This is a genomic window from Prevotella sp. AM42-24, from assembly GCF_003461825.1.
GTDB lineage: Bacteria > Bacteroidota > Bacteroidia > Bacteroidales > Bacteroidaceae > Prevotella > Prevotella hominis.
The window spans coordinates 50097-69141 of sequence record NZ_QTXV01000004.1; the positions used below are offsets into that span (position 1 = coordinate 50097).

Here is a 19045-nt window from a genome sequence, read left to right on the forward strand (position 1 = left end):
AAAAGAAATAAATAAATGAACAATTTAAGAATTGGATTGATGTCCGCTGCCCTGGTTGCCGGCTTGGCCAGTGCAAACGCACAGACAGTTGCTGCTGACAGTGTTATGCAGCACGTGAATGGTAAACGACTTAGCGTCGGAGGATATGGAGAGGTAGCTCTGAGTCGCAACTTCTATAGCGACGCAGGTAACCGTTACTCTAACGCTAATGCTTACAAGAACGCTCCTTCACATGGTCGTTTCGACATTCCTCATGCAGTCATCTACTTGGGTTACGACTTCGGTAAGGGTTGGACCATGGGTACTGAGATTGAGTTTGAGCACGGTGGTACAGGTTCTTCTATCGAATATGAGGCAGAAGAGGCTATTGAGTACGAGCAGGAACAGGAGAAAGGTGGCGAAGTTGAACTGGAGCAGTTCTGGATTCAGAAATCTTTCGGTCATTTTGCCAACATCAAGATGGGTCATATCGTTGTGCCTGTTGGTTTGACCAATGCTTATCATGAGCCATTGAACTTCTTCACTGTTTATCGTCCAGAGGGCGAGAACACCATTCTTCCTTGTACATGGCACCAAACAGGTGTTAGCTTCTGGGGTAAAGCAGGCGATTTCCGCTATGAGGCTCAGTTCTTGGCAGGTTTGAATGCCTATAAGTTCAGCCGAAGCAACTGGATTCAAGGCGGTAACAAGAGTCCTTACGAGTTTGAGGTAGCCAACAAATATGCGGTAACCTTACGTGTGGACAACTATAGCATACCTGGTCTTCGCCTAGGTTTGAGCGGTTACTACGGACAAGCCATGAGCAACACCACTCCTTACGATGCTGTGTATAAAGATATCAAGGGAAATGTATATGTAGGCGCATTTGACTTTACCTATAATAAATACAACTGGATTGTACGTGGTAATGTGGACTATGGCTACGTAAGTGATGCAGACAAGATTTCCGACCACACTTACCCAGGCACCGCATTGGTAAAACCAAATGAGTCTGGCAAGAACAAGTACTTCGGTAGTCATGCTGTAGCAACCATGATAGAGGCAGGATACAATGTGTTCTCACAGATTCCATCTCTACGAAAGAACAACCAGAAGCTCTATGTATTCGGTCACTATGAGTACTATGACTCATCTGTACACAACACTACATCAAAGTGGACCAACAAGAAGATTCTCGCAGCTGGTATCAACTACTATCCTATGAAGCAAATCAGCGTAAAGGCAGAGTACAACCATCGCTTCTTGAAGTCAAAGTACAACGATGAGCCTGCTATCAACATTGGTATTGCATACGAGGGCTTCTTCCTCTAAAGCATGGACTAGGAAACATTAAAAATAAACAATAAAATCAAAACACAAAATGAAAAAAACATTCAAAAACGTCATGATGCTCGTAACGGCCATGACACTTTCATTGGGTTTCGCATCATGTAGTGATGACAATGATGATCCATCAACAGGTAACGACATCGTCCCTTCAGCAGAACTTTCTGCTGTAGCTAACACTTATGTGAACGATGTGGTTTATCCTACATACCAGACATTGCGCGACAACAGCAAGACATTGCACGAGGCTTGCACCAAGCTCTATGCCAATGCAAAGGCTGGTTCTTTGTCTGACGCTGATGTAGAGGCTGCCTGCGAAGCATTCAAGAACGCACGCCTTCAGTGGGAGCGTAGCGAAGCATTCCTTTATGGTGCTGCTACTGACCACGAAATCGACCCACATATTGATACATGGCCATTGGACCACGACCAATTGGTTGAGGCATTGAACGATGCAACAGTAATGGACGGCATTAAGAACCAGGGGTCTAAGTATGTCTTTGAAAAGAACGGAAAATTCGACTCTTCATTGGGTTTCCACGGACTTGAGTTTGTACTTTTCCGCAATGGCGCTGCACGTAAGGCTGCCGATTTCGCTGCTAATGAGACAGAAGAGGGCATGACATCAGTTGCCGGTATCGACGAGCTTGCATTTGCTGATGCAGTATCTGGCGACATCTACAACATGACAACTTTGCTCCACTATGGTTGGACACAAGACAACACTGATTACTCTTGGATTAACAGCAACTGTAAGTGGGTATTGAACGTAGCAGATAACAACGAGGAAGAAAACACTCACACTGGTGGTAAGAATGGACTCTGCTCTGCTGGTATCGGTTATGGTGCTTGGTTGCTCAAGGGTGCTACCCAGGATGGTTGGTTCCAGACATGGCAGGAAACATTAGAGAATGCATGCGTAGCTGGTTGCTCTAACATCTGCCAAGAGGTTTACACTCAGAAATTGGGTCAGGCTTTCCGTGTAGCATCTGGTCAGGGTGGCACTACAGAAGATGGCGCGAAGGAGTCAAGAGACTACATCGAGTCTCCTTACAGCAAGCGCTCTTACATCGACTACCAGGACAACATCTATTCTATCAAGAATTCTCTCTATGGCACTCGTGACGTTACAGCCACAACTCCTGTAACCAACTCTATGATGAACATCATGAAGAAGTACAACTACAGTGGCTACAACGACATCAACACAGCTCTCAACGAGGCTATCGCAGCATTGGAGACTGCCAAGAACAGCAGTTCATTCGTTGCCGATATCGCAGCTATTGAAAAAGCATACAAGAATGGCACTATCAATAGCGAGGCAGCCTATACACGTGTGAAGACTTGCATCGACAAGATCAACAATCTCGATGACGAGTTGAACAAGGCAGGTGCTTGGTTCCGTAAGATTCGTGCTTCTAAATAAGCCATTCCATATCTTAGGAAAATAAGAATATAATACAAAACGTAGCCTCTCCTGATTCCTTCACAGAAAAAGGTGGGCTACGTATTGTCACGTTTACAAAGTACATTACAAAAATACATTATGAAAAAGAATTATGCATGGATGTCTATGGCATTGGCCATGGCACTCACATCTGTAAGTTGCTCCGACGATAAAGACATTGAAATCGTGGAGACTGATGCTAACTACGTAGGACAGGATGTTGGTAATTTCTCTGCCGATGAATGGTATCCAGGTGGCAAACTAGGAACCACCGAGAACACAACAGCGAGCTGTTATAGCGACCAGACTCCTTATGTTGACAACCATAAAGATTTATTTGATGCCTTTTTCCAAGGTGAACAGATGTTTGAGCGTCAATACACACTCAACACTGGTGCTTTCAAGGGACTCGGTCCTGCTTCCGTCCGCACATCTTGCATCGATTGCCACCCAGAGTATGGTCACGGCAAACGTATGAACCAATTCGAGACTCGCTATAGCAATGGTAATGGTTATTTGCTCGTAGTTTATCACCCACTTGATGGTGCCAACAGCAATGATGGTGGCTATGTAGCCGAAGTAACAGGTATGCCTCAGACACAAGCCGCTTCTCCATTCAAAGCTCCTATCGACGAGAGCATGATTAACCTTCAATGGCCACACATCAGCAAGATGGAAACAGACGAGATTCCAGCCATGCAGTTCCCTGATGGTGAGAAGTTCGACCTTATCTATCCTGAGATTTCTATTCCTAAGGGCGCATTCCGCACCTCTCCTACCCCATACGAGACAGGAAACGGTGCTGTAGCTTGCCGCTTGGAGTCAACCATCGGTATCGGCGGTACAGGCTTGATTGATGCCATCCCTAACGAGGCCATCAAGGCCCAGTATGCCGCAGAGGCTGCTTACTTCAAGAAGGCTGGTCTTACCGTATCAGACTATATCAACCCTAGCATGTGGGATGCAGAGGCAAATGATTTCGCATCAGGTGCATTCTATACCACATTCGGTCGTGACGCAGCCAAAAAGAGCAAAGATGGTACAAAAGACAGTCGCACACAGAATGTAACAGGTGGTGTTCATGCAGATGGTACTCCATTCGACCCTAACACAACAGACCTCAACAAGAAGATAGTGAAGCGTTATACATACGCTTTGACCCGTGGTTCTTTGCAAGACGGTCCTGGTGCCAATGCTATTTGGAATATCACCAACGTAACTCGCCCAGACCGTCCTTTGCTCTACACCACTGAAGCTTGGGCTCAAAAGATGTCCGAGGACCCTGAAGTTATTGCAGCCATCAAGAAAGATCCAAGTTCTCCTTACTACGCAGATGGTACGGACGAAGGTATCAAGAATGCAGTAAGAGTTCTGTTGGATCCTTATACCAATCAGTTCGACAACAACATCCACAGATTCACAGCAGAGCAGAGCATGGATGACTACTATGCTTTCATGGTATGGCATCGTGGTCTCGCCATCCCTCGTGCTCGTAACTTGAACGACCCACAGGTTCAACAGGGTAAGAAGCTCTTCATGGAATGGGGTTGTGCTAACTGCCACAAGCCATCTTGGAAGACAGGCGACGACAACTACATCACCTCTAAGTATATCGCTGACAAACCATTGCCACGCTATCAGAACCAGACCATCTATCCATACTCAGACTTCATCCAGCACAAGCTCTACATGAAGAATGACATTCATGGTTCTTGGTGCCGTACCACTCCACTTTGGGGTCGCGGCTTGTCATTGCTCAACACTGGTGCAGAGGATCGCTTGCACGACTGCCGTGCCCGCAACGAGGTGGAAGCCATCATGTGGCACTGCTACAGCAAGCAGAGTCATGCTTACTCTTCAGCCATCAACTTCTACAAGGCATCCAAGGCAGACCGTGATGCAGTGGTTAAGTTCTTGCGCTCTATCTAATCTACAGATGAAATAGATAGCAACTTTGCATATCTGATTACAAAGCATTATCAATAAGAAAGCTGCCAAGCCCTCCATAGACTTGGCAGCTTTTTTCATAGTCAAAAGAAATTAATTGCCCAAAGACCTTACACATATCGATTATTTATCGTAACTTTGCAGCAAAATTAATTCAGGAATGATGGTCAAAAAGATTATTTTCACCCTTTACATCCTTGTACTCATCAGCATGGCTGTCGCCACTATCGTGGAAAAAAGCCAGGGTACAGACTACGTCCATGCCCACTACTACGGCGCATGGTGGTTTATATTGATGTGGGCAGTGATAGCTGCCCTCGGAGCATTCTATATCATCAAGCGAAAGGTGAAGCGTGCCTCTACACTTGCACTCCACCTCTCCTTTATCATTATACTCGCAGGCGCACTGCTCACGCATATCTCCGCCAAGCGAGGAATGATTCATTTACGCATCGGTCAACCGACAGACAGCTATCTCATGGCTGACGAAGATGGTGAAGGAATGAAGGAGGAGAAACTACCTTTCTCGCTCTGCCTACAGAACTTTGAGGCAAAGATGCACGATGGTACTCAGGCGGTCGCCGACTATTCCTCTAAGTTTACGGTAGTGGATGGTAATGAGAAGAGCGAGGGGTTGGTGTCGATGAACAAGATTTATTCACATCGCTCCTATCGTTTCTACCAGTCATCATACGATGAGGACGGCAAGGGTAGCGTGCTCGCCATCAATGCCGATCCATTTGGCATACCTGTTACCTATACCGGTTATGCCCTACTCTTCCTCTCGCTCATCTGGATGCTCTTGGATCCTAAGGGCGGTTATCGCAAGCTCCTTGCCAGTCCTCTACTGAAGAAAGGTGCATTGGGAATAGCCTTGCTTCTGAGCGTGGGCTATCTGCAAGCAGCCGAAACGGGAGCCTTGGATCATGCGGTGCTTCCTAAGGAGACAGCAGAGAAGTTTGGAGAGCTAAATATTCTCTATAACGACCGTATTTGTCCCGTTCAGACCTACGCCCTCGACTTCTGCAAGAAGATATATGGCGCTAGAAGCTACAAAGGCTTGACTGCCGAACAGGTGTTGAGCGGTTGGATATTCTATGGAGATGAATGGGCAAAAGAACCATTCATCAGAGTGAAGAGCGGCGAACTGAAATCTACGCTCAATCTGCCAGACTACTGCTCTGTCAGCCAGTTCTTCAATAAGGATATGGGCGGCTACACCATCGGACAATACGTGCAGGAATATTATAATGGAGCGCAAGATAAATTCCATCATCAGGCAGGAGACATTGATGGCAAGATACAGCTCATCATGGATCTGCGCCGCGGTGTATCACTCAAGGTATTGCCTTATACTTTCACAAAGAACGTGCGTGCCACCAAGGAGAATCCATTTATCAAGGCAGGAACCACCACTTGGTTCTCACCAACAGATAAGTTGCCTTACGCTGTAGAAAAACAGCATGCACTCTATATCACCAACGTATTCTCCTTGCTCTATGGCGACGTAAAGGCAGGAAATATAGACAGAGTGAACATCTTCTTCGACAAGATGAAGAAGTATCAGCAGATAAGCGGTGGCAACTCATTGCCATCCAGCACCCAGTACAAGGCAGAGCGCATCAACAATGCTTTCCCTTTTGCCACGGTGCTCTTTATGGTAAACCTGACATTAGGCTTCATCGCCCTCTTCTATACCATCTATCGCATGACGAAGAAGAGAGAAGTGAAAGTCCTGGACATCGCCTTGCCTATTCTGTTGGTAGTATCATTCTTGGCGCTGACCTTCGGTTTGATATTGAGATGGATTATCAGTGGCAACGTACCGATGTCGAATGGCTATGAGAGTATGCTCACCGTGGCATGGTTTGTAATGCTGATAGCCATCTTCATGCAGTTCAGAATCCGACTTGTGATGGTATTCGGCTTCTTGCTCTCAGGTTTCTTCCTGCTCGTAAGTCATATCAACCAGATGGATCCTGCCATTGGACAGATGATGCCTGTACTGAATAGTCCTCTTCTGAGTATGCACGTAAGCATCATCATGATGAGCTATGCTCTGCTATCACTGACATTTATCTGCGGCATCATGGGCATCTGCATGCGCTCTCATGGCGAAGAACTCCAGGCATTGAGCCGTGTGTTCCTCTACCCTGCCCTCACCTGCATGGGATTTGGTATCTTTATCGGTGCTATCTGGGCTAACGTGAGCTGGGGCAACTACTGGAGTTGGGACAGCAAGGAGACTTGGGCACTCATCACCTTTATGATTTATGCTGTGGTGGTACATACGCAGAGTCTACCGGTTTTCCGCAAGCCGCTGGTGTATCACATCTACATCACCTTAGCCTTCCTGAGTATCGCCATGACCTACTTCGGTGTGAACTATTTCCTCACGGGCATGCACTCTTATGCATAGCCCGTCAGAAGCCAGAATATATTTAGTCTTAAGGCAAAATTTATTTTCCCTTAAGGATAATTTTAATTTCCCTTAAGGATAAATATATGATGGTGTTGACATCAATCTAATCATCATGCTCTTCAAGAAGGGAGAAATCCATTCCCCCACACTCTTTTTATGTTTTTTTAATATCCTACGGTCACAATTGTTACCGTAGGAATATTTTTAAAGCCGTAATTTTGCAGCCGGAAACCAGGAATGGCCGATTGCCGCCTGGAAGAAAACATTAAAATAACTCATTAATTTATAGCAATATGGCAGAAAACAAGATGTTCTGTTTCCAGTGTCAGGAAACAGCTAAGGGTACAGGCTGTACCATCAAGGGTGTTTGCGGTAAGGAGGCTACAACTTCCAAGTGGCAGGATCTGCTGCTCAGCGTGGTTCGTGGCATAGGAACCATACAGCATAGCATAGGCAAAGAGCCGACACCAGAGGTAACCCGTTTCCTCACGGATGCACTCTTCACCACCATTACCAACGCCAACTTCAACGACCAGGATATCCTGCAAAAGGTAGATAAGGGCATCGTACTGAAGAAACAGCTGCTGCAAAAGGCGGCAAGCATGAATATCCACCTCCCTGCCTATCAGGAGGTAACCTGGGGTGGCGAGAAGACAGACTATGAGGCAGAGGGCGCCCGTGAATCCGTGCTCCGCCACGAGAATGCAGATATCCGCTCGCTCAAGGAACTCACCATGCTCGGTCTGAAGGGTATGGCAGCATACTACGAGCACGCAGCCCATCTGGGAGAAGAGAACAGCGAGATTATCAGCTTCATCTGCCGTGCTCTCGCCACCATCAGCAACCCTGATGCTGATATGAACACGCTGCTGGGCGTGGTGCTCGAAACAGGAAAGTACGGCGTGGATGTGATGGCACTCCTCGACAAGGCCAACACCCAGGCATACGGTAATCCGGAACTCACCAGAGTGAACATCGGCACAGGCAGCAATCCGGGCATCCTCATCTCCGGTCACGACCTGAAGGATATCGAAGATCTCCTCATCCAGACCGAAGGCACGGGCATCGACGTCTATACCCATGGCGAGATGCTTCCTGCCCACTACTATCCGCAGCTCAAGAAGTACAAGCATCTGGTGGGCAACTACGGCAATGCGTGGTGGAAACAGAAGGAGGAATTCGAGAGCTTCAACGGTCCTGTAGTCTTCACCACCAACTGCATCGTACCGCCATCGCCATCGGCAGGCTACAGGAACCGCGTCTTCACCACCAACTCTACCGGTTTCCCTGGCTGGAAGCATATCCAGGCGGGTGTCGACGGCCACAAGGACTTCTCCGAGGTGATTGCACTTGCCAAGACCTGCCAGCCACCTAGGGAGATAGAGACAGGCGAGATCATCGGCGGTTTTGCGCATGCCCAGGTCTTTGCCCTGGCAGACAAGATAGTAGAGGCTGTGAAGAGCGGAGCCATCCGCAAGTTTGTGGTGATGAGTGGTTGCGATGGCAGAATGAAGAGCCGCAACTACTACGAGGAGTTTGCCAAGGCGCTGCCTCAGGATGTAGTGATACTCACCAGCGGCTGTGCCAAGTTCAAGTACAACAAGCTCAATCTGGGCGACATCAACGGCATTCCTCGTGTGCTGGATGCCGGTCAGTGCAACGACTCCTATTCCTGGGCGGTTGTGGCATTGAAGCTGAAGGAGATCTTTGGAGCCAGCGACATCAACGAACTTCCTATCTTCTTCAATATTGCCTGGTACGAGCAGAAGGCAGTCATCGTACTTCTTGCCCTGCTGCATCTGGGCGTAAAGAACATCCATCTGGGTCCTACGCTCCCAGCCTTCTGTTCACCAGCCGTACTGAAGGTACTGGTAGATACCTTTGGCATTGCCGGAAACGGAACGGTAGAAGAGGACATCAAAAAATATATAGGATAAGAACAGCAGCTACTGAGTTAAGGGAGAATCTGTAAAACTCGGGGAAAAAATCAAAAGATAAGTTTTCATGTTTAAAAGGCACTTTGCAATAACACTCTCGATAGTGTTGCAAAGTGCCTTATTTTTTGAGCGAACAATAAATCGGGGGAAAATGCGTTATTGAATATAAAACTTAAAAGTATGAAAGAATCAATATTCGTTACCTTGCAGAAATGCACGGTGTTTGAGGGGTTTACTCCAGAGGAAATCAAAGAGGCACTGTCGATGGTAAGCTACCGGATGGTGGAGCTTGCTGCCAGGGAAACCTATGTGCTGGCAGGAATGCCCTGCAGATATGCCGACATCATTGTCGAGGGGGAGATGATAGCCCGCATGTCGGGATTGTCGGGCAAGCAGGCTCAGATAGAGCGGTTGGGCGAATCGATGTTGATAGCCCCTGCCTATATCTTCGCACATAATAACGAGATGCCCGTAAGCGTGGAGACAAGCAGGAAGACCACCCTCCTGCGCATGAGGCCTTCTGAACTGAAACTGCTGATAGATACTGATGAGCGCATACGCTGGAACTTCATCCAACACCTGTCAAGGATAGATATCTTCCTTTCGCAGAAAATGCGCATGCTCTCCCTTTTCTCCGTCAAGGAGAAGGTGGCGCAATACCTCATCAAGATGGCCATCGAACAGCAGAGCAGAACCATCCGACTGGATGTCAGCCGCCAGGAAATGGCGGATATCTTCGGTATCCAGAAGTTCTCGCTCCTCCGCTGCCTCTCCGAATTCGAGGAGAAGGGTGCCATCAGGATTGAGGGCAAGACCATCACCATACTCAACTCGGATGAAATGAAATAAGGAGCAGGAATGAATGTTCAATCATTTTTTTAACAGTTTATTAAGAGTTTTTTGGAAAAAATACATTTTCCATCAATTTTTCTAAAAAAAATTTTCTCACACGCGTTTACGTATAGTATAAAAAGTATAATAAAGTATATATATTACTATATATGGTATAGTATAAGGGCCATTTTCTTAAATCTATCCAACTAACTATCATGTACTTAGCATTCAACCTCTCGCTGAGAGTGTAGCTTCAGACATCCCATCGATATGCTGATCCGGCGCTACAGACTAGACGAAATATCCTTCTAAATATTTGGAATTTTGAATTATTTTCAGTATCTTTGCAAGCAAATGTTTTAATGAAATAGTAAATGATTATACAGTAAAAACCCAAAATGAAGAAACAGAAAAAACATCGAAAGATTCCGGCTCTGGCAGCTAGTACTACGCTCGTGGCGGCGATGACCCTGATGGCATCCTGCTCCACAAACTACGAAGACAAGATTGTGTACAACGACATCCAGCAGCCATTCCAGCAGGACTTCAAGAAAGACACCGTGGTTTTCGACAAGCTGCCGGCTGAGTTCGCCAAGCACATCCTGAATCTATCCGACCCTTCAACGGAAATCGTAGGCAAGGCAGACTACACCTTCCAGACCAACAACCTGATCAGCGTGAAGAAATCGGCAGTGGGCGATTCGCTCGTCATCACCAGCTGGAGTGCGAAACCCGTCTCCAACGTCACCCTCGAGATGTATATCCCGGAGGCTGACGAGTATATCCCGGTGGCTTTTTTCGAAACCATTCCTGCTTTCTCCCGTTTCTCCTTCAAGCCATCCTTCATTGGCAGAAGAAACGTATGGAAGAAGGAAGGCGGAAATTTCGTGAGCTTCCTTTGTCCATATCTCGATATGAACCAGATGAAGGCACGACTCACCAGCGACGACGAGCACTTCAAGATGCTCCAGAAGATTGACGCCCAGTGGAACTGCAGCTTCTCCAATTTCGGATGGACTCCTACCGTAGGCGAATCGCACAACTTCCGCGAGATGAGACCTATCTATGCCCGCGAATGGGTGGTGATACTCACCAACTATGCCTATATGATGACCACCCCAGAGTACAAGTACGTGTTGGCGAACTTCAAGAAGGTGATGGGCGGCGACCTCTACGACAACGAAAAGGTACCATTCACAGCCGAAAAGTATCAGAGCGAGATGGAGAGATTCAAGGCCAAGAAGAACTTCGTGCTCGGACAGACCTCACCTGCCTATGGCGGCCTGGGCGGCGGTGCCACCTGGGGCATTACCGACTGGAACTTCTACGGCCATTATGCATCCTTCAGCGGATGGGAGTCGATCACCCACGAGTTCATGCACTGCATGGATTACGGTCACAACAGTAACATGACCTATGCGGCAAAGACTCCGGAAGGCGTGAACGTAGGTTGGACAGAGTTCATCTGGCAGCTGCACATGTGGTTGAGCAAGAAGGGCGACCTGCCATATACCGACCGCAACCTGCTGGGTTTCCACAAACCGGAGAATGCGCAGTATCGTGACTGCGCCATCATGGAGATTTTCCAGGATGATGCCGTATTGCAGAAGCACATCGATAATTTTTACAAGAAGAGCCGACTCGTGAAGTACTTCACCGAGAACCCACTCAAGGACAACAAAAAGTAAGGAGGAAAGAGAAAATGAGAAAAGACGTAATGATGATAAGCGCAGGACTGATGATGATGGCAATGGCATCCTGCAACCAGACAGAATATAGAGAGATTACAGAAGACCGTGTAGTGTCGCAGCCGGTGGATACCATCAAGGTGGCAGACCACTTCTACCTGGACGGCTATCTCTCGCGCACATCCGAGGACATCGGAGGCCGACAGCTGAATGCCGTAAATCTCTTCAGCGATGGCGAAGAGCTGTATGTAGCCAACTTTGCCGGCAAATGCATCGACGTATTCGATGCCGAAACCCTGGGTCTGAAGCGCAGCATGAGCAATGGCGACCGCACCCTGGCTAGGGATGTATATGCCGAGGGCGACCACCTCTTCGTGGCAGCCGGCGACAGCCGTGAGGTGCAGATCTTCGAGAAGAAGACGGGCAAGTATCTCAGCCGTCTGGGCACCGGCTCCTGGCCAGCCAGCAATGTTTCCTGGGCAGGATGCGTCTGCGCCACCCCTCGCCTGGTGTTCGTAAGAGACTCTAAGGAGACCAATATCAGAGTATTCGACCGCAACGCTATCAACCTGGGTGCTGCCAACAACAACAATGTGTATGCCAAGCTGGCTACAGACAGTTATTTCATCGGCAGCAAGTTTGAGCCGCAGTCAGAATCCTACGATATGGAAGCGATAGGCGATTCGCTCTACAGTTTCATCCCTCGTACAGGTACCATCTATTCCTGGAAGGTACAGGACATCATCGAGAAGAAGAACGATGCGCCAGCCAAGATTACCCAGAACGCAACAGAGAAAATCCGTTCCATTTCGAAGACCGACGACAAGGAGAAGTTCTTCGTATCGATGGAGAAGGACGGCAAGATGCAGCTGGCAGAATACACTCTAGCTGATATCCAGAAGCGCAACTTCTCTCAGCCAACCCGCAGCTTTGCGAGCGACAGCCGTGTGAGCCTGCCATCCCAGACCATCGTAACCTACCAGAAGGAGAAGCTGATCCTGACCAACGGCACTAAGCTCGACCGCTGGGAGATCCGCAACAATCCATCCTACGAGATCCAGCCTCGCAAGAAGTAAGCGAAGCATTCTCAAAATACAGAAATCCCCCATCCTGCCTTCTCAAACCGGATGGGGGGGCTTATGTGATAAGTAAACCTAAAAAAACAAAAGCAAGTATCAATCCATTAGGGGTTGATATTTATATTTATAGATATATGATATCTTTGAATCTTCGAATCAAAACTCTGCCGGCTACTGCCTGGGGGCTGGGGATAACATATCCCCAAAGCATAAAGAGGTTAGGACATTTTTTAACGGCGGATAACATATCCGCCGGGACGCTTAACGGAGGACGGGCATATCCGGCGCTATGGAAATACACTCGATCGATAGAGCCTGCATTCAACTGTCGATTACACTCCATCCTCTTACACGAACTATTGCTGTCTGAGGGTATTGTAAACCGCTTTGTTACTTGTCATCCCGCAGATTCCGAGGATTCCGACTGCCATGTTGTTAACCTGGTGTGGCTGCCAGAATTACAGAAATGGGCTATGCTAGACTCGGATATGAAAGCTTGGGCAGAAGATGAAAAAGGCACTCCACTTTCTCTTACAGAAATGCGTGAGCGATATATTGACGGCAGAGAAATCGTTTACCGTCCTCTCTTGAATTCAGATAATGATTTTGTTTATTACAGGGCATATTGGGCAAAAAACTTATACTGGTTTGATACTTGGGAGACAACAGGCTATGGTCGCGAAGATAATAATCCTGCTTATCGAAACAATAATCGCCATATCGTGCTTGTTCCTTCAGGATTCAAAGGTTTTGAACTTCCCGACCATTCAGTACTGACAACAGATACTTCACGTTTCTGGGCAGCTCCCCAAAATTAGTAACTGCCACTTACTAGATCTATCCCAGGAACAAATACAATAGGCTTCGTTGGCAAATGAAGCCTATTTCATTGGCTAACGAAAGTAGTTTCATGAGCACATGAAACTACTTTCGTTTTTATTGCTTCTTCTACAATAGTTATATCATAAAAACGGAGCGCCAAAGACTGTAGCGGGCTTCGGGGTTCATCTGCTCCAACTGCTGGAAAATAGCCTGCATATCAGCTCGACGAGTAGTCTCTTCGTAAGGACACAATGTTTTCTGTTTGCTGAAATGTAATTCCTCAGCAACCAGCCTTATATCAGCTTCATGAACCAGACAGAGAGGACGGATAATAGTAAGCGGATAATGCTTTAGAGTAAGACTTGGTTGCATCGTGGAATGTGAACCCTCGAAGGTGATATTCATCAGCAGGGTAACGAGGATATCATCCATGTGATGGCCCAGGGCTATCTTATTGAACCCATGGCTTACCGCAAACTCGAAGAGCGTCTTGCGACGGTTCCAAGCACAGAGGAAACAACGAGTCTTGCGAGGATCAGTAGATTCATCAAACGAACTATGCAGGATGTGAAGTTTGATGTCATTCTCCTCACAGAAATGCTGAATATAAGAGCGGTCAGTCTCATAAGGAATGTTATCCATGATGATATGCGCTGCCTCCACCTCGATATGTGGCTTATAGATACGGGCACGCTGAGCCAGCAAGCGGACCAGTTCCAGGGAATCCTTGCCACCACTCAAAGCAATCAGAATGCGATCACCATCTTCCAGAAGATGATAATCCACACAACCTTTATTGAACTGTTTTAAAACCTTACGTTCCACCTTCATAACTTCAAATTTAATAAGATGTAAAGGAACATTTAAGATATAAAAAGCCGCTGCCCAAAAGAACAGCGGCTTTATTTATTTCCGGATAAATATACTCAGCTTTTACTATTTAGCATAAGCAACGCTACGAACCTCACGGATGACAGTAATCTTCACCTGACCAGGATATGTCATCTCATTCTGAATCTTGGTTGCAATCTCATCAGAAAGTTTTGTGCTCTCGTCATCAGACATCTTGTCTGCACCCACAATCACACGAAGTTCTCGACCAGCCTGAATAGCGTAAGTCTTGGTTACACCAGGATAGCTCATTGCGATAGCTTCAAGATCATTCAGACGCTTGATATAAGCCTCAACAATCTCACGACGGGCACCAGGACGGGCACCAGAGATGGCATCACAGACCTGAACAATAGGAGCCAAGAGCGTATTCATCTCCATCTCATCATGGTGAGCGCCGATGGCATTGCAGATATCTGGCTTTTCCTTAAACTTCTCAGCAATCTTGGCACCATACAAAGCGTGTGGCAATTCACTCTCCTCATCAGGCACCTTACCAATATCATGTAAGAGACCAGCACGCTTAGCCTTCTTTGGATTCAATCCCAACTCTGAAGCCATGACAGCACAGAGGTTAGCAGTTTCACGCGCATGCTGTAAGAGGTTCTGTCCGTATGAAGAACGATATTTCATCTTACCGATAATACGAATCAACTCTGGATGTAAACCATGAATACCCAGGTCAATAGCAGTACGCTTACCCGTTTCGATAATCTCATTCTCCAACTGCTTCTTCACCTTAGCCACAACTTCCTCAATACGAGCAGGATGAATACGTCCATCAGCTACCAACTGGTGGAGAGCCAAGCGACAAACTTCACGACGGATCGGATCGAAAGCAGAAATAACGATAGCCTCAGGAGTATCATCAACAACGATTTCAACACCAGTAGCTGCCTCTAAGGCACGGATATTACGACCTTCACGACCGATAATACGTCCCTTCACCTCATCATTATCAATATGGAAGACACTAACGGAATTCTCTATAGCAGTTTCCGTAGCCACACGCTGGATGGTCTGGATTACAATCTTCTTAGCCTGCTGGTTGGCATTCAGTTTAGCATCATCCATGATTTCATTGATATAACTTGCAGCATCCAGTTTAGCCTGATCTTTCAGACTTTCTACCAGTCGCTGTTTCGCTTCCTCAGCACTCAAACCAGAGAGTTCCTCCAGTTTAGCCTGCTCCATCTTCTGCATCTTCTCGAGTTCCTGCTGCTTGACGGTGAGGAGTTTTTTCTCATTGTCAATACGCTGCTGGTTCTGCTCCACTTCCTGTTTGCGACGACCCAGTTCTTCCTGGCGCTGATTGAGAGAAATCTCACGCTGCTTGAGCTTGTTTTCACTCTGCTGGATACGGGAATTACGCTGCTGTACTTCCTTCTCCAACTCAGCCTTCTTATTCAGGAATTTTTCCTTTACCTCAAGAAGTTTTTTCTCTTTAACTACCTCAGCCTCTTTATTGGCTGCTTCTATCATTTCATTATATTTTCCCTTAATAACATAACGGAAAATGAAAAACCCTGCAGCTCCACCTAAGATAAGAGCCACAAGAGCGGCGATAATTATTTCTACCATTATTATTATATTAATATGTATTTATAGAACATTCTACCTAACATGCATCATGATTTTAATGCATCTTCTATTTCGGCAGTCAGCTTTTTGAGAAGATCATCATAAGGTTCGGTATCATTGCGCCCAACCTCTTTTTCATATCTCAAGGCAATATCAATAAGCGCCATATAGAGGATTTCCTTGTCGCTTTTTCTTCCCTTGAAAATTTTATTATATGAATTGACAATATCATCAATCAGTTTTCCAGACTTACGATAATATTCCTCATCCTCTCTGGGAATTCTCACAGAGAGGTCTGTGTCATAGACATGTAATCTAATCAATAATTTCTCTTCACCTTGATCTGCCATAACGCTTATAGTTTTACTGATCACTCAATAACGTGATACATTTGTTAACATCCCTGATAAGTTTAGCTATACGTTTTTGCGTAGCTTCCATATCCGTATCAGAAATCGTCATCATCTTAGCCATTTTGAGACTATTGTAATCATGCTCAGACTGAGATAACTTATCCTCCAACTGTTTGATTTTTGCATCACGCTCATCCACCATAGAGTATAGTTCAGCATTCTCCTTTTTGAGTTCTTCAAACTGGAGAATCATCTGCCTTACTCTTGTAGCAAACGTATTGATGTTTTTCTCATTAGCACTCATTACACTTCTTTTTTGGCTACAAATATAAAGGAATAATTTGAAAAGAACAAATATTCCTCTATATTTTTATTAAATTTAATGAAAAAGCGGGATTACTTACCCATTTTAGCCTTGGCTTTTTCCACATCTTCATCAGAAGGGCGTGGTTCTTTCTTAGCCAACATGACTACTTGGTAAGTAAAATCAGTTACCCACTTCTGGCTGAATCCCAAACGTTGGTTCAACTGTCTCAACTGTGCCACAGTCTTCAAGACACTGGCATCATTGAAATCATTTTTGTTGAAAATATCATTTACCGTTTTTTGAGTCATATTGTATAATGCTTTCTTCATGAAAGAAGGCAAACGTAACTTAAACTTCATCAAGTTTCCCATCAACATCATCAAATCCTGTGTAAATGTTTGGAACTGAATCAGATAAACATTGACATCCTGCAATTTGCGGCAATTCTTACGAATACTTTGGTCTATTTCCTTGAAATAATCCTCTTCAGTTCCATAGACGCCCTTCATCATCTTCTTCACATGAGCTTTTTCGCCAATACCTAAACGATTATTGACTGTAGGAACATGGAAGGTATTTTTGAAAACACGGAGGTCTGGAAGCATTGCCAAATTGGTGATACCTAATTGAGAAGCCAAGGCTGCCTGGAAATAAACACGCACCAAGGTCATGTAATCTTCCATTCCTCCAACCTTTTCTTCATTTTTATGACCGAATAATTTTGAAAATATTCCCATTTCTTATTCTTTTAAACTTTTAAATTTTCAATTGATTTACTAATTTGTACTGCAAAAATACAATAAAATCGCAAAATATCAAAATTCAAAGCTTCTTTTTTTGCAATAAAATGAAATATTTGTGTCCAAAAACAAAGTTTTAACCATAAAAGTTTCAAAATATGAAAAAAAAACGCTAACTTTGCGCACGTTTAAATAATTATCTTTTAACTTATCTATAAAAGAAATACCACATTCACATGAAAGAAGCTTATAAAGGTAGTGATTTAGTGAGATGGTTAGTAATAGTCGCAGACTTTATCATTCTCAACTTTGTTCTTTTTCTGGCTATCAACTGGGATAAGATCTCAGTTCCAATAGTCTTTTTCCATGCAAGCAAGATATGTTATTTTGTAGCTAACGTTTCACTTTTCTTAGGTGAACTACTCTTCGCGTCCATTATCCACGTTCGTAAGGTAAGGTTTATACAGGTATTGGGCAGAACTTTCAAATTGATTTTCGCCACGATACTTATCTTCAATATTACCATGTCCTATTTGCTGAAGGGTGGCTACGACTTAATCAAATTCTGCATCTATTTTGCAGTTGCTACATACATCTGCTTAATACTCTCCCGATATATAGAATTAAGCATTCTCAAATATTACAGATCAAGAGGTAGAAACATCAAAACAGTTTTATTTATCGGAAACGATCCTGCTGTCATAGAAATGTACAATACGCTGATGGAAGACCCATCTGCCGGATATCGTGTACACGGATATTATGCAAATGAGCCAATAGCTAATGCTCCTAAAGAGTTTAAATGGCTGGGGGATATGCAACACCTCAATAAGGTGATGGCAGAAAGCATCAATAATACCATCAATGGTATTCCAAGCAATATTGAAGAACTCTTCTGTTGCTTATCTCATGATTACTCCAATGAGATAGTACGTATCATGCAGTTCTGTGACAAGAACGTTATTCACTTTTATTATATGCCACGCCAATTTGGAGAATACAGTTTGCATCTGGACCCACAACTCTATCTTGGGAAAAGTGTATTTACCAATCGACGTGAGCCTTTGGCGAAATTAGGCAACAGAGTTATTAAACGCAGTTTTGATATTGCTGTAAGTTCCATCATCTGCCTTTGTTTCTTACCATTCTTACCTATCATAGCTATCATCATCAAGATACAGAGTCCTGGACCGATATTTTTCCGACAGGCAAGAACCGGACTCAACGGCAATACATTCCAATGTCTGAAGTTTCGTTCCATGCATGTCAATAAGGATGCAGATACAGTTCAAGCTACCGAAAATGACCCAAGGAAGTTTGCTTTCGGAAACTTTATGAGAAAATCCAACATAGATGAATTCCCACAATTTTTCAATGTACTCAAGGGAGACATGAGCATCGTTGGACCACGTCCTCACATGCTGCATCATACAGAAATTTATGGTTCAATCATCGACAAATACATGGTACGTCACTTCTCCAAGCCAGGAATTACAGGATGGGCACAAGTAACAGGTTTCCGCGGTGAGACCAAAGAGCTTTGGCAGATGGAAGAAAGAATAAAAAGAGATATATGGTATATTGAAAATTGGTCGTTCTGGTTGGATTTGCGCATTATCTACCTGACAGCCAAGAGTATAATCATACACGATAAGAATGCTTATTAATAAA

Annotated in this window: 15 protein-coding genes; 10 read left to right on the forward strand and 5 right to left on the reverse strand. The window is 45.2% G+C overall.

Translation table 11 applies throughout. The features are described from left to right. Window positions 1-15: 15 nt before the first annotated feature. From DW917_RS02435 to DW917_RS02475, 9 genes are all read left to right on the forward strand, one after another. Window positions 16-1311: a hypothetical protein gene (locus DW917_RS02435; RefSeq protein ID WP_118116149.1), complete on the forward strand. Its 1296-nt coding sequence runs from the start codon at window positions 16-18 to the stop codon at window positions 1309-1311. A gap of 49 nt (window positions 1312-1360) precedes the next feature. After that, the gene (locus DW917_RS02440; RefSeq protein WP_118116151.1) at window positions 1361-2752 is read left to right on the forward strand and encodes an imelysin family protein; all 1392 of its coding nucleotides are present in this window, start codon (window positions 1361-1363) and stop codon (window positions 2750-2752) included. A 120-nt stretch (window positions 2753-2872) separates the two neighbouring features. Further along, window positions 2873-4702 carry a di-heme oxidoredictase family protein gene (locus DW917_RS02445; RefSeq protein WP_118116154.1) on the forward strand — a complete coding sequence of 610 codons (1830 nt, stop codon included), beginning with the start codon at window positions 2873-2875 and terminating at the stop codon, window positions 4700-4702. A 181-nt stretch (window positions 4703-4883) separates the two neighbouring features. Continuing rightward, window positions 4884-7139, forward strand: a complete 2256-nt coding sequence (gene ccsA, locus DW917_RS02450; RefSeq protein ID WP_118116262.1) for a cytochrome c biogenesis protein CcsA — start codon at window positions 4884-4886, stop codon at window positions 7137-7139. Between the two features lie 296 nt (window positions 7140-7435). After that, window positions 7436-9079, forward strand: a complete 1644-nt coding sequence (gene hcp, locus DW917_RS02455) for a hydroxylamine reductase (protein WP_118116156.1) — start codon at window positions 7436-7438, stop codon at window positions 9077-9079. Between the two features lie 180 nt (window positions 9080-9259). After that, the gene (locus DW917_RS02460) at window positions 9260-9928 is read left to right on the forward strand and encodes a Crp/Fnr family transcriptional regulator (protein WP_118116158.1); all 669 of its coding nucleotides are present in this window, start codon (window positions 9260-9262) and stop codon (window positions 9926-9928) included. 383 nt (window positions 9929-10311) lie between these two features. Next, the gene (locus DW917_RS02465) at window positions 10312-11601 is read left to right on the forward strand and encodes a hypothetical protein (RefSeq protein ID WP_118116160.1); all 1290 of its coding nucleotides are present in this window, start codon (window positions 10312-10314) and stop codon (window positions 11599-11601) included. 14 nt (window positions 11602-11615) lie between these two features. Continuing rightward, a complete protein-coding gene (locus DW917_RS02470) occupies window positions 11616-12677 on the forward strand; it encodes a YncE family protein (RefSeq protein WP_233524605.1) in 1062 nt (353 codons plus the stop codon). 65 nt (window positions 12678-12742) lie between these two features. After that, complete coding sequence (locus tag DW917_RS02475; RefSeq protein WP_233524606.1) at window positions 12743-13498, forward strand: hypothetical protein; 756 nt, start codon at window positions 12743-12745, stop codon at window positions 13496-13498. Between the two features lie 139 nt (window positions 13499-13637). On the opposite strand, the gene DW917_RS02480 is transcribed toward DW917_RS02475, so the two are convergent. The 5 genes from DW917_RS02480 to DW917_RS02500 form a co-directional block, all read right to left on the reverse strand. After that, window positions 13638-14333: a tRNA 2-thiocytidine biosynthesis TtcA family protein gene (locus tag DW917_RS02480; protein WP_199545471.1), complete on the reverse strand. Its 696-nt coding sequence runs from the start codon at window positions 14331-14333 to the stop codon at window positions 13638-13640. A 105-nt stretch (window positions 14334-14438) separates the two neighbouring features. Continuing rightward, window positions 14439-15974, reverse strand: a complete 1536-nt coding sequence (rny, locus tag DW917_RS02485) for a ribonuclease Y (protein WP_118116166.1) — start codon at window positions 15972-15974, stop codon at window positions 14439-14441. Between the two features lie 47 nt (window positions 15975-16021). After that, window positions 16022-16324 carry a cell division protein ZapA gene (locus DW917_RS02490; RefSeq protein WP_118116168.1) on the reverse strand — a complete coding sequence of 101 codons (303 nt, stop codon included), beginning with the start codon at window positions 16322-16324 and terminating at the stop codon, window positions 16022-16024. Between the two features lie 13 nt (window positions 16325-16337). After that, window positions 16338-16631: a hypothetical protein gene (locus DW917_RS02495; RefSeq protein ID WP_118116170.1), complete on the reverse strand. Its 294-nt coding sequence runs from the start codon at window positions 16629-16631 to the stop codon at window positions 16338-16340. A gap of 92 nt (window positions 16632-16723) precedes the next feature. Continuing rightward, window positions 16724-17371 carry a hypothetical protein gene (locus DW917_RS02500; RefSeq protein WP_118116172.1) on the reverse strand — a complete coding sequence of 216 codons (648 nt, stop codon included), beginning with the start codon at window positions 17369-17371 and terminating at the stop codon, window positions 16724-16726. A gap of 239 nt (window positions 17372-17610) precedes the next feature. Between DW917_RS02500 and DW917_RS02505 the strand changes: the two genes are divergently transcribed. Beyond that, window positions 17611-19041: an undecaprenyl-phosphate glucose phosphotransferase gene (locus DW917_RS02505; RefSeq protein ID WP_118116174.1), complete on the forward strand. Its 1431-nt coding sequence runs from the start codon at window positions 17611-17613 to the stop codon at window positions 19039-19041. The last annotated feature ends 4 nt before the right edge of the window (window positions 19042-19045 follow it).

What these genes read in the sequence shown, in the direction of transcription:
- DW917_RS02435 (WP_118116149.1), top strand. Translation starts at nt 16, where the DNA reads ATGAACAATTTAAGAATTGGATTGATGTCCGCTGCCCTGGTTGCCGGC.
- DW917_RS02440 (WP_118116151.1), top strand. Translation starts at nt 1,361, where the DNA reads ATGAAAAAAACATTCAAAAACGTCATGATGCTCGTAACGGCCATGACA.
- DW917_RS02445 (WP_118116154.1), top strand. Translation starts at nt 2,873, where the DNA reads ATGAAAAAGAATTATGCATGGATGTCTATGGCATTGGCCATGGCACTC.
- ccsA (WP_118116262.1), top strand. Translation starts at nt 4,884, where the DNA reads ATGGTCAAAAAGATTATTTTCACCCTTTACATCCTTGTACTCATCAGC.
- hcp (WP_118116156.1), top strand. Translation starts at nt 7,436, where the DNA reads ATGGCAGAAAACAAGATGTTCTGTTTCCAGTGTCAGGAAACAGCTAAG.
- DW917_RS02460 (WP_118116158.1), top strand. Translation starts at nt 9,260, where the DNA reads ATGAAAGAATCAATATTCGTTACCTTGCAGAAATGCACGGTGTTTGAG.
- DW917_RS02465 (WP_118116160.1), top strand. Translation starts at nt 10,312, where the DNA reads ATGAAGAAACAGAAAAAACATCGAAAGATTCCGGCTCTGGCAGCTAGT.
- DW917_RS02470 (WP_233524605.1), top strand. Translation starts at nt 11,616, where the DNA reads ATGAGAAAAGACGTAATGATGATAAGCGCAGGACTGATGATGATGGCA.
- DW917_RS02480 (WP_199545471.1), bottom strand. Translation starts at nt 14,333, where the DNA reads ATGAAGGTGGAACGTAAGGTTTTAAAACAGTTCAATAAAGGTTGTGTG.
- rny (WP_118116166.1), bottom strand. Translation starts at nt 15,974, where the DNA reads ATGGTAGAAATAATTATCGCCGCTCTTGTGGCTCTTATCTTAGGTGGA.
- DW917_RS02490 (WP_118116168.1), bottom strand. Translation starts at nt 16,324, where the DNA reads ATGGCAGATCAAGGTGAAGAGAAATTATTGATTAGATTACATGTCTAT.
- DW917_RS02495 (WP_118116170.1), bottom strand. Translation starts at nt 16,631, where the DNA reads ATGAGTGCTAATGAGAAAAACATCAATACGTTTGCTACAAGAGTAAGG.
- DW917_RS02500 (WP_118116172.1), bottom strand. Translation starts at nt 17,371, where the DNA reads ATGGGAATATTTTCAAAATTATTCGGTCATAAAAATGAAGAAAAGGTT.
- DW917_RS02505 (WP_118116174.1), top strand. Translation starts at nt 17,611, where the DNA reads ATGAAAGAAGCTTATAAAGGTAGTGATTTAGTGAGATGGTTAGTAATA.